11 protein-coding genes are annotated in these 10,943 nt (G+C 75.7%); 4 read left to right on the forward strand and 7 right to left on the reverse strand.

What is annotated here, in order from left to right:
• Window positions 1-18 precede the first annotated feature (18 nt).
• Together hemG and hemQ are read left to right on the forward strand one after the other, a co-directional pair.
• Window positions 19-1,452, forward strand: a complete 1,434-nt coding sequence (gene hemG / locus ACOV8S_RS04050; RefSeq protein WP_448316138.1) for a protoporphyrinogen oxidase — start codon at window positions 19-21, stop codon at window positions 1,450-1,452.
• Window positions 1,453-1,462: 10 nt separating this feature from the next.
• Window positions 1,463-2,182, forward strand: coding sequence for a hydrogen peroxide-dependent heme synthase (gene hemQ, locus ACOV8S_RS04055; protein ID WP_448316139.1), 720 nt, complete (start codon window positions 1,463-1,465; stop codon window positions 2,180-2,182).
• A gap of 69 nt (window positions 2,183-2,251) precedes the next feature.
• On the opposite strand, the gene ACOV8S_RS04060 is transcribed toward hemQ, so the two are convergent.
• Both ACOV8S_RS04060 and ACOV8S_RS04065 read right to left on the reverse strand, forming a co-directional pair.
• A complete protein-coding gene (locus ACOV8S_RS04060; protein ID WP_448316140.1) occupies window positions 2,252-2,800 on the reverse strand; it encodes a hypothetical protein in 549 nt (182 codons plus the stop codon).
• Between the two features lie 35 nt (window positions 2,801-2,835).
• On the reverse strand, window positions 2,836-4,488 hold the full coding sequence (locus ACOV8S_RS04065) for an alpha/beta hydrolase (RefSeq protein ID WP_448316141.1): 1,653 nt from the start codon (window positions 4,486-4,488) through the stop codon (window positions 2,836-2,838).
• A gap of 215 nt (window positions 4,489-4,703) precedes the next feature.
• Here ACOV8S_RS04065 and ACOV8S_RS04070 point away from each other — a divergent pair, with 215 nt between their 5' ends.
• Window positions 4,704-4,862, forward strand: a complete 159-nt coding sequence (locus tag ACOV8S_RS04070; protein ID WP_448316142.1) for a hypothetical protein — start codon at window positions 4,704-4,706, stop codon at window positions 4,860-4,862.
• A gap of 39 nt (window positions 4,863-4,901) precedes the next feature.
• Here ACOV8S_RS04070 and ACOV8S_RS04075 read toward each other — a convergent pair whose 3' ends face one another.
• The 5 genes from ACOV8S_RS04075 to ACOV8S_RS04095 all read right to left on the reverse strand — a co-directional run bounded on the left by ACOV8S_RS04075 (window position 4,902) and on the right by ACOV8S_RS04095 (window position 9,672).
• Window positions 4,902-5,672 (reverse strand): TIGR04222 domain-containing membrane protein, encoded by a 771-nt coding sequence (locus ACOV8S_RS04075; protein ID WP_448316143.1) that lies wholly within the window; start codon window positions 5,670-5,672, stop codon window positions 4,902-4,904.
• Between the two features lie 69 nt (window positions 5,673-5,741).
• Window positions 5,742-7,079, reverse strand: coding sequence for a DUF692 domain-containing protein (locus tag ACOV8S_RS04080; RefSeq protein ID WP_448316144.1), 1,338 nt, complete (start codon window positions 7,077-7,079; stop codon window positions 5,742-5,744).
• A 306-nt stretch (window positions 7,080-7,385) separates the two neighbouring features.
• The gene (locus tag ACOV8S_RS04085) at window positions 7,386-8,042 is read right to left on the reverse strand and encodes a hypothetical protein (RefSeq protein ID WP_448316145.1); all 657 of its coding nucleotides are present in this window, start codon (window positions 8,040-8,042) and stop codon (window positions 7,386-7,388) included.
• A gap of 37 nt (window positions 8,043-8,079) precedes the next feature.
• Window positions 8,080-8,931, reverse strand: coding sequence for an endo alpha-1,4 polygalactosaminidase (locus ACOV8S_RS04090; RefSeq protein WP_448316146.1), 852 nt, complete (start codon window positions 8,929-8,931; stop codon window positions 8,080-8,082).
• 36 nt (window positions 8,932-8,967) lie between these two features.
• A complete protein-coding gene (locus tag ACOV8S_RS04095) occupies window positions 8,968-9,672 on the reverse strand; it encodes an aminoacyl-tRNA hydrolase (protein WP_448316147.1) in 705 nt (234 codons plus the stop codon).
• 132 nt (window positions 9,673-9,804) lie between these two features.
• On the opposite strand from ACOV8S_RS04095, the gene ACOV8S_RS04100 reads away from it, so the two are divergent.
• On the forward strand, window positions 9,805-10,794 hold the full coding sequence (locus ACOV8S_RS04100; RefSeq protein ID WP_448316148.1) for a phosphotransferase family protein: 990 nt from the start codon (window positions 9,805-9,807) through the stop codon (window positions 10,792-10,794).
• The last annotated feature ends 149 nt before the right edge of the window (window positions 10,795-10,943 follow it).

Genomic DNA, 10,943 nt, shown 5'->3' on the forward strand with positions numbered 1-10,943 from the left:
GTTTGAGAGAGTAGACCCATGGCAACCGGTACCCACCACGGCTTGGGCCGTTCCCCGCACGTCCTCGTGGTCGGAGCCGGTGTCGCCGGCCTGGCCGCCGCCCACCGACTGCTGCGGCGCGGCGCCACGGTGACCGTGGCCGAGGCCTCGGACCGCGTCGGCGGCAAGCTGCTGCCGGGCGAGATCGCCGGCGTCCGCGTCGACCTCGGCGCCGAGTCGCTCCTCGCCCGCCGCCCCGAGGCCGTGGAGCTTGCCCGGGAGACCGGCCTCGCCGACGATCTCCAGCCCCCGGCCACCGCCACCGCGGCCCTGTGGACCCGCGGCGCGCTGCGCCCGATGCCCAAGGGCCACGTGATGGGCGTCCCCGGCACCGCCGACGCCCTGGCCGGGGTGCTCTCCGAAGAGGGCCTGCGCCGCGTCGGGCAGGACGCCGAGCTGCCCCGCACCGAGGTCGGCGAGGACGTCGCCGTCGGGCAGTACGTGGCCGAGCGGCTGGGCCGCGAGGTCGTGGACCGCCTGGTCGAGCCGCTGCTCGGCGGGGTCTACGCTGGCGACGCCTACCAGATCTCGATGCGGGCCGCCGTGCCCCAGCTGTTCGAAGTGGCCCGCACCCACACCTCGTTGACCGAGGGTGTGCGCGCCCTCCAGGAGAAGACCGCGGCCAATCCGAACACCGGACCGGTCTTCGCCGGGATCGCCGGCGGCGTCGGCCGGCTCCCGCTCGCGGTCGCCGACGCGGTGCGCTCGCGCGGCGGCGAGATCCTGCTGAACGCCCCCGTCACCGGCCTGCGCCGGGACGCCGACGGCTGGCACGCCCTCGCCGGGGACCGTCCGGTGCGGGCCGACGCGGTCGTGGTCGCCGCCCCCGCGGCGGCCGCCGCCACGGTGCTGCGCGAGGTCGCGCCCCGGGCCGCCGTCGAGCTGGACGGCGTCGAGTACGCGTCGATGGCGCTGATCACCCTCGCCTTCCGCCGCGCCGAGGCCGACGCCCAGCTGCCCGAGGGCAGCGGCTTCCTGGTGCCCCCGGTGGACGGCCGGACCATCAAGGCGTCCACCTTCGCCTCCCGCAAGTGGGGCTGGATCGCCGACGAGGACCCCGGCGTGCTGGTCGTGCGCACCTCGGTCGGCAGGTACCGGGACACCGCGGTCCTGGGCCGTTCGGACCAGGAACTCGTCGAGGTCTCACGGCATGATCTGCACGAGGCCACCGGGCTGACCGCCGAGCCGATCGCGACCACGGTCACCCGGTGGGACGACGGCCTGCCACAGTATCCGGTGGGTCACCACACCCGGGTCGCCCGGATCCGGGAACACGTCGCGGCCGTCCCCGGCCTCGCCGTCTGCGGCGCCGCCTACGACGGTGTCGGGGTGCCCGCCACCATCGCGAGCGCCTACGCCGCCGTCGACGCACTGAGCGCCGACCCGGTGCTCGGCCTCGGAACCGGAGAGTGAGAATAGGGTCATGAGTGACGAAGCTCCCGCCAAGATCCCCAACATCGGCAAGAAGGCGAAGGACCTCAACGAGGTCATCCGCTACACGCTGTGGTCCGTCTTCAAGCTGAAGGACGTGCTCCCCGAGGACCGGTCCGGCTACGCCGACGAGGTCCAGGAGCTGTTCGACCAGCTCGCCGCCAAGGACGTCACGGTCCGCGGCACCTACGACCTCTCCGGCCTGCGCGCCGACGCCGACGTCATGATCTGGTGGCACGCCGAGACCGCCGACCAGCTGCAGGAGGCCTACAACCTCTTCCGCCGCACCCGGCTGGGCCGCGCGCTCGACCCGGTCTGGTCGAACATGGCCCTGCACCGTCCGGCCGAGTTCAACCGCTCGCACATCCCGGCCTTCCTCGCCGACGAGGAGGCCCGCGACTACGTCTGCGTCTACCCCTTCGTCCGCTCCTACGAGTGGTACGTGCTCCCCGACGAGGAGCGCCGGGCGATGCTCGCCGAGCACGGCAAGATGGCCCGCGGCTTCGCGGACGTCCGCGCCAACACGGTCGCCTCGTTCGCGCTGGGCGACTACGAGTGGCTGCTCGCCTTCGAGGCCAACGACCTGCACCGGATCGTCGACCTGATGCGCCACCTGCGGGCCTCCAAGGCGCGGCTGCACGTCCGCGAGGAGATCCCCTTCTACACCGGCCGCCGCAAGAGCGTGGCCGAGCTGGTGGAGAGCCTGGCCTGAGGCCTGCCCGGCAGCAGTGGTCCGGCCGACGGCGCCGGCGGTCCCACCGACCGCCGGCGCCGTCGCCCGTCAGGCCCTTCTCGGCTTGCGCGGCCTGGTCCAGGCGCCGTGCGGCCGGTTCCGTGCCTGGGCCAGCTGCATCGCGTCCCACTCGCCCCTGCTCATGACCTCCCGCGCTTCGGGTTCGACCACGGCCGTGGTCACCGGCCACGGGACCGCCGAGGCCCAGCCGACGACGGGCATGGTCTCGTCGTAGAGAGGGCGGAACCGCGCGGTGACGAGGGGCGGCATCCGGTACCGCAGGCCTCGCACGTGCTCCAGGAAACGGTCGGGGAGCGTGACGTGGTGCGTCTCGACGTAGTGGGGGAGGTCCAGTCGCCAGAGCCAGGTTCCGTCCGTGACCGGCGACGAGCACCCCGCGGAGCGGCGGTGCGCCCTCCCTGTGACGACGTCGCGGCCACCCTCCATGACGTCGATCAGAACGTGCCCGGCGTCCAAATAGGCCACCAGCTCCGCCTCGTCCGGCTCGCCGGTGTCCCGGATCACGTCGTGCACGGACCCGTTCGGTTGCCCTGGCTGCCTGTCCAGTTCGTCGTAGAAGCCCAGCAGTCCCAGCACCACGTCTCCTTCGCCGCCGGCGTGCGAGGACAGTACTAGGCCCCCGGCCGAGCGTCCGTCGGCGGGTAGGACGGGCGCGGCCGGGGCGCCGGATGCGGTGCGCAGTCGGCGAGGCCGCCGGCGGGGAGGCGTCCGTGCAGCAGGTAGGGGAGCAGCCGGGCCTGGACGCAGGGGTTGCCGCCGCCCGCCAGGCCGTGCGAGCCGGCGCTCCGTTCGGTCACCAGGACCGCTCCGGCCAATCGGTCCCGCAACTCCCGCGCACCCCGGTACGGGGCCGCCGCGTCCCGCTCCGCGGCCAGCACCAGCACCGGTGGCAGTTCGCCGGGGGCGGTGCGTACGTCCCGCGGGCGCCCTGCGGGCCCCTTCCAGTAGGCGCAGGGCAGGTGGGACCAGACGTGGTCCCAGGCCGCGAAGGGGGCGGTACGGGCCAGGCGGGTGGCGTCGGCGTCCCAGACCCTCCAGTCGGCCGGCCAGGGCGCGTCGTTGCACTCCACCGCCGTGCGCACCGCCCTGGTGTTCTCCGCCGCGACCGCCCGCGCGGCCCGGGCGCCGGCGTCCGGGGGCGCGCCCGCCTGGGCCAGCAACTGCCGTGCGTCGCCGCGGGCGTAGTCGGCCAGGGCCCGCGCGCGGTGCGGCCAGAGGTCGTCGAAGTGCGCCGCGGTGACCATCGTCCGGTGCAACTGGCCCGGACCGACCGTTCCGCCGGCCGGCTCCTTCGCCAGCCGGGCGGCCACCCGGTCGCAGGCGCGCCCCACGGCCCCGGCGTCGGAGCCGAGGCGGTAGACGTCGTCGTGCCGCGCAACCCAGGCGCGGAAGTCCGCCCAGCGCGTCTCCAGGGCCGCGGACCGGTCGAGTCCGGCCCGGTACCCCAGGCGCGCCGGGTCCGGGTCGGCCGGGGAGTCCAGGACCATCCGGCGGACCCGGTGCGGGAACAGGTCGGCGTACAGGGCGCCGAGGTAGCCGCCGTACGCGACGCCCAGGAAGGTCAGCCGGCGCTCGCCCAGCGCGGCCCGCAGGACCTCCAGGTCGCGGGCGTTGTCGAGCGAGGAGTGGTGGCGCAGCGCGGAACCCGCGCGGCGCGCGCAGGACCCGGCGTACACCTCCGCCTCGGCACGGCGCTCCTTCTTGAACCTCGCGGACGGGTGCGAGGGCGCCCGGCGCGGACCGTCCGGGACCTTCGCCGGATCGACGCAGTACAGGGGCCCCGACCGGCCCACGCCGCGCGGGGCGTAGCCGACCAGGTCGTACGCCTCGGCCAGCTCCCACCACTCGGGCAGCAGCGAGACGGCGGGGAAGGACATGCCGGAGACGCCGGGCCCGCCGGGGTGGAACACCAGGGCGCCCTGGCGGGGGACGGGGCGCGAACCGGTGCCGCCACCGGTCGCGAGGGTGCGGCTGACGGTGAGGCGGACGGCGGGGCCCGCGGGACGGGCGTAGTCCAGCGGCACGGTGACCGTTCCGCACCGGGCCCTGCCCGGCATCGCGTCCTGCCCGGTGCACCGGCCCCAGCGGATGCCCTCCTTCGCGGCCCGCGCGGCGGCCACGGCCACCCCGCGTTCCGCGTCCGCCGCGCCCGGGGAGGCTGCCCCGCCGTGCGGGCGGGCGGAGTCCGGCGGCGGGGGCGGAGCGACGGCGGCACCCAGCGAGGCCAGCGCCGAGACGACGACGAACAGGAGGATGCGGCGCACAGGGTGTCCCTTCGGGCGAAACGGTTCCTCCAGGGATGTTTCGCCCACGACCCCGTGGGGGCAAGCACGCCGCGCCGGGGCCCGCACGACGGCCTCGGACGTGGCCGCCCCGCCGTCGAGGGGGCTTGTCCGGGCGGGCGTCCGGACGGGGCCGCTACCGTCGAGCCGTGGAAGCGCACAGTGCGGAACCCGTATGCCCGACCTGCGGCGGGCCGATGACCTGTACCGCGATGGTCCTCGCGCGGCGGGAGGACGACGGGAAGCGCGTCTGCCGGGGCGTGTGGCAGTGCGCGGACCGCCACCTGTGGTGGAAGTGGAGCGATCGTCCGGGCGACCAGCTGGAGACCTGCCCCTACTCCCACTTCGGGGCCTGACGCGGAACGGTGTCGCGTGCTCGCGCCGCCGGACCGGTCCTAGTCCTCCTCCGCCCGCGCGGCGAACGCGGCCCGCAGGTCCGGTTCCTCCACCGCTCCCGGGCCGCGCAGCGCGACGGCGGTCAGCGTGCGGGCCTCGCCGTCCTGGCCGTCCAGGCCGCGGCGCAGGGACAGCATCAGCCGGCGACCGGCGGGGGAGGCGCGCCGGGGGTAGGGGTACAGCTCCATACGGACCGTCAGCAGGCAGCCCAGCGCCAATGCGAGCGGCGCGGCGAACCAGGCCGCCGTGAGCCCCGCCGTGGGGCCGCCCTCCTCGCCCGGCAGCACCACCGCCACCGCGCCCAGGACGGCCACCGTCGCCGCCGCACGGCGCACCCCCCGCACCCCGTCCGCGACGGTGCCCGCCCGTTCCGGGACGGCCAGTCCCGCCGTGACCAGCCGGTCCGCCAGGTCGCGCACCGCCTCGGCCGCTGCCGCGGCCGTGCGCACCAGGGGTATGCGCCGCTGGCCGCCGGGCCCTATCGCGGTCAGCACCGCGTCCTCCACCGCGTTGCGGCCCCGCGGGTCGACGACCGTCGCCCAGCCGGTGTGGGCCAGCAGCAGGCGGCGTTCCCGGGCCATCGCCACCAGGGCCAGGTCGGCGACCCGGCCCGGTCCGCCCGCCAGGAACGCCGCCTCGTAGAGCGTCAGCGAGTCACGGTCGGCGCCGCGCCGTTCGACGGCCGCCGCGACGACCGCGGCACGGCACAGGCGGGCACAGGCCGCTCCCACGAGGACCCAGGCCGCCAGCAGGAGAAAGACCCAGAACATGCGGTGTTCCTATGTCACCGCAGGGGGGTCGCGCCATGGGTCGTTCACCATATGGACACACTTCTGCGATCAACCGCCCAGCAGCACCCGCCGGGTGGCGCGGGCGACCCGGGCCGCGGGCGTGCGCGGCAGCGGCGCGGGACCCGACCGCTCGAGCCACCAGGCGCGCAGCCGGTTGCGGCGCCGGGCGCTCTCCGGGCGGCCGGAGAGCAGCAGGTGCTCCGCGAAGTCCAGCGCGTCCTTGCGGTACCCGCCGCTCTGCGGCCGGCCGAGGGCGTAGCCCACGAACAGCGGGCGGTAGGAGTCGCCGAGGATGCGGGGGAGTTCGGGCGCGACCTTGGCCACGATCCCGGCCCGCTTGGCGGCCAGCGCCCTGGCCTGCACCCGGACCCGGGCCCGGTCGAACCCTTCCGGCACGGGACCGCCGGCCACCAGCGCGGAGAGCAGCGAGGCCTGGGCCACGCCGACGCGCTGGCGGGCCCGGTCGGTCGCCGCGGTCACCACCGGGCGCGCGTCCCCCGGAGCCGCCGCGGCTGATGCTGCCCCTGCCGCCGCCGCGCCCGCGTCCCCGTCGGTGGCGGCGCGGCCGCGGGCGACCGCCGCCCTGATCGACCCCAGCTCCCGCTCCAGCTCCCCCGGGTGCGGGAAGTCGTCGTCCCGCTCCAGCAGCACGCCCGGCGGGCGGACCCGCGAGGCCAGGTCGGCCAGGATGTCCAGCACGGGCTCCGGCACCGGGTGCGCGTGGCTGTCGTGCCAGACCCCGTCCTTGAGCACGCCGCCCGCGACGTGGACGTAGGCGATCGCCTCCACCGGCAGGTCGGCCAGCGCCTTCGCCGCCTCCTCGCCCCGGTTGACCTGGTTGGTGTACAGGTTGGCGACGTCGATCAGAAGCCGCACGCCGGTGCGCTCGGCCAGCTCGTACAGGAACTGGCCCTCCGTGAGCTCCTCGCCCGGCCAGGCCAGCAGCGCGGCGATGTTCTCCACCGCCAGCGGCACCGGGAGCGCGTCCTGGGCGATGCGCACGTTCTCGCACAGCACGTCCAGCGCGTCGCGGGTGCGCGGCACCGGCAGCAGGTGCCCCGCCTCCAGCGCGGGGGAGGCGGTCAGCGCGCCGCCCGCGCGGACGAAGGCGATGTGCTCGGTCACCAGCGGCGCCTCCAGCAGCCGGGCACGCTCGGCGAGCGCCTCCAGCCGTGCGGCGTCCGGGCGTTCGGCGCCGCCCAGGCCCAGCGAGACGCCGTGCGGCACCACCGTCACGCCCCGCTCGCGCAGCCGGGTCAGCGAGGCGGGGAGGTGGCCGGGGCAGATGTTCTCCGCCACCACCTCGACCCAGTCGACCCCCTGCATCGCCTCCACGGCGTCCGCGATCTCCGGCCGCCAGCCGATACCCGTCCCCAGGTGCGTCATCGTCGCCCTCCCCCCGTCACCGTGTACATCCCCGTACGAGGGAGTCTTGGCCCCGGAGCGGGTGCCGCGAAGGGTGTCGGCGCGTATTCAGAGCTTGATTTGAGCTAACCGCGGGCCTCGCGCGCGAGTTCGGCCGCACGGGAGCCCGCGCGGGGGGGTGCGGCGACGCGGAGCCCGCGCGGGGGGTGCGGCGGCGCGGAGCCCCGCGCAGGGGGTGCGGCGACGCGGAGCCCGTGCGGGGGAGGTTCAGCCGCGCGCGGGCCCCGCAGGGGGTGCGGCCGCGCGCGGGGCCCCGCGCTGGGGTGTTCAGCCGCGCGTGGGCCGTACACCGGGCGGAAGGGCCTTACCGGGGCCGCGCCACCACCGCCGTGGGACCGCCGGCGTCAGCCGCTCCCGGGGATACCGGGTGTGGGTCAGGAACGCCTCGACCATCTCCTGCGGCGCGCGGTGCGGCGGCGCCGCCATCAGCACCGCCTCGTCGCCGTCCGCCAGGGGCGGCGCCACCAGGGCGACCTCGTCCCCGGACCGCAGCCGCAGCACCAGTCCCCGAAGTCCGTGCGCGTCCCCGGCAACGGTGCGCAGGCGCGCGTGCAGCACGTCCTGCGCGGGGGAGGACAGCCGCACGCGGGCCAGCAGGGTCCCGCGGGTGAACGCCTCCCAGCGGTCCGTCCCCAGGCTCCGGAACGGCGGTTCCCGCCACGGCCGGAGCGCGTCCAGACGGTCCAGCAGACGGCGCAGGAAGTCGCGGACGGCCGGCTCGTCGTGCGGCTGCCAGGACAGGTCCGTCCGGCCGAGGTCCGACGCGAGCGCCTCCTCGATCCCGGCGTACTGCTCCGCCACGGGAAGGTCGTAGAAGGGCTGTTCCAGAACCGTCCGGCTGAGGCGTTCGACCTCCTCGTCGCTCAGTTCCCGGCTGAACTGCAGGCAGTACAGCACCGCTTGGAGCATTCCGGAGGAGCTCATGCGCCCAGTATGGCGGCGACCGGGGCGACCGGCGCCGTCAGCAGACGCGACGGCGGTACCCGTCCTCCCCGGCCGGCACCAGGTCCAGGTCCCGCAGCACCACCGACAACTTCCCGCCCCACCGCTCGCAGGCGGCGGCGAAGCCGGAGGTCCGGTACTCCACGACGAACACCCGGTCGTCGTAGGCCTCCGCGTAGGCGCCGCACTCCTCGTACTGGCCGCACTCCTCGGCCACGGCGAAGTCGAACCCGAGGGCGCGGGCCTTCGGGGCCAGGTCGGCCGCGTTCTTCTGGGCGACCGCCAGACCGGCCGAGTGGGCGCGCTGCGCGACGAGTTCGGCGAACGCCAGGTTGTCGGCCGCCGTCAGGAGGCCGTCCGACCGCTCGTAGGAGTCGAGGTTGTCCGGCTCGACGGCCTGGTACCCGGCCGCGGCGCAGCCGTCGATCCACTCCCCGACGATCTCCGCCAGCCGCCGGCGCCTCTCCTGCGTCGAGGTGTCGAGCAGGACCTCGTCCCAGTCCTCGTCGACGACCAACGCGCCGTCGTGGTCGCGCAGGAGCAGGTCGGGGTGATGCTTGCGCCACCGGCTGAGGGCGTCCGGCTGGGCCTGGAAGGCGTTGACGTAGCAGACGTTGTAGAGCCCCGGCACGGGCTTCTCGGAGCGGTCGCGGACGAGGGCGCCCACCGTGTCCGGCGGCGTGGAGGCGCCGCCGAGCTGGTAGTCGAACTCCACGCCCGGCCGCGGAGCGGCCGCCTTCCCCGGCGCCGCGTTCCGCCCGGTGTCGTGCGCGGTGCTGCACCCGGCGGTGGCCGCGAGGAGCGGGACGCACAGCAGGGCGGCGGTCAGGGCGCCGCGGAGCGAGGCCGGGCGCCTCGGGCGGAAGGGCATGTCAGCGCCCTCCGGGGGCGGTGGGCGGCATCGCGGTCAGGACCGGCGGAGCGCGGGGTGGTCGGCGATCACCGTGCACGAGCCGGGCGCGATCTCCGTGAAACCGGCGTCGCGCACCACGGGCAGGCCGGAGCGGAGCAGCTCGGCCCAGCGCTCGGCGGACGCGGTGCGGACGGAGAGGGCGAAGCCGGAGTCCCGCCAGGCGGCGCGGTCGGCGTCACCCAGCTCCCACCAGGCCAGCTGGGCGGCGTGGCCGGTCTGGGCCATCGTCTTGCCCGCGGACATGTCCAGCCGCGGGTTGAGCCAGAGCACCGGAGCGGTGAGGTCGGCGGGCGGCGGGGGCTCCGGATCGTCCAGGTCGGTGCCCGAGACCTGGAGCTTGGCGAGCTCCTTGGGCCAGCCGTCCAGGGGGACCGGCGGGTAGACGCGGACCTCGGCGCCGTGGCGGCCCGTCACCGTGATGCCGGGCAGGGTCTGTGCCTTGCGCCACTCGGCGCCCCGGGCGCGGCGGACGACCTTGCGGATCCGGGCGTCCTGCCAGTCCTCCATCGCCTGCGCCCACTCCCCGTCGCCGGTCGCCCGGGGGTCGTCCAGCACCGTCAGCACGGCACGGGCCGAGGTCTCCAGCGCGTCGGTGCGGGCGGGGGGCTCCGTCTTCTCCAGCCGGACGACCAGGGGGAGCACGTACTGGGGCTTGTCGTCCCGGGGGTCGGCGACGAGAGCGAACGGCGAGGTGGTCACACCCCCAGTCTGCCAAAACGCCACCCGCGCCTCCGTAGGGGGCCGGTCGCCGGCGTCCACCGGAAACCGGTCGTCCCCACCGTTGCGCTCCCGTAGCGTGCGCGGTCGTGGCGGCGGAGAGGCGGTCGGAACGTGGCACCGAGGGCAGTGACGCGGGAGCAACTGGCGGGGGCGGCGCGGGCCGCGCTGGGCGGCGGGAGACGCCTGGAGGCGGTCGAACGGGTCACCGGCGGCAGCAAGAAGGGCGTGTACCGCCTGGTGATGGACGACGCGACGACGGTGATCGCCTACCTCTGGGACGAGGCCGAGAACCATTGGCCGGCGGCCGAGGGCGACGACGATCTCGCCGACCCCTTCTCGCCCGGCCTCGGGCTCGACCTGTTCCAGGCCGCCCACGCGCGGCTGGACGCGCTCGGCGTCCGCGTCCCGGCGATCCGGCTCGTCGACCGCGACGGCACCCACTGCCCGGCCGGGCTGGCGATCGTCGAGGACCTCCCCGGCGAGAACCTGGAGGCCTTGCTCGCGCGCGACCCGGATGCGGCGGCTCCGGTCATGGCCCGGCTCGCGGAGTCCCTGGACGCCATGCGAGGGTATCGGGCGCCCGCGTACGGCAAGGTGGCCGTGGTCGACGCGGGTGGCACGTCGCACGGGACCTCGTGCGAGGGGGTGGTTCTCGATCGTGCGCTGCGGGACCTCGGCGAGGCGGCCTCGCGCGATCCGCGGATCGCGGGCGTCCGCGACCGGCTGGAGGAGCGCCTGCTCGACCTGGCAGCGGCGGTGCGGCCACGCGCGGAGTACGCCACGGTGCACGGCGAACTGGGGCCCGACCACATCCTGGTGGACGCGGCCGGCAACCCCGTGGCGATCGACATCGAGGGATCGATGTACTTCGACGTCGAGTGGGAGCACGTGTTCCTGCGGATCCGCCTGCACGACGCCTACCGGCCGCTGGCGGTGGACGGCCTCGACGAGGACCGGCTCGCCCTGTACACGCTCGCACAGCGGCTCTCGCTGACGGCGGGCCCGTTGCGGCTGCTCGACGGTGACTTCCCCGACCGGACGTTCATGGCGAGCATCGCCGAGCACAACCTGCGGCAGACGCTGGAGCTGCTCCGGGTCTGAGTCCCCGGTGTCGGGGCCAGGTGTCCGGGGCGGACCGGTGGAGGCGCTGCCCCGCGGACGGTGGGCACGGTGGCCCGCCACCCGCGGGGCAGGGATCGCGTGGCGTCAGGCGGGGGACGACGGGTCGGTGCGGTGGCGGAGGGTTCGGC

The organism is Streptomyces sp. CO7 (genome assembly GCF_053474865.1).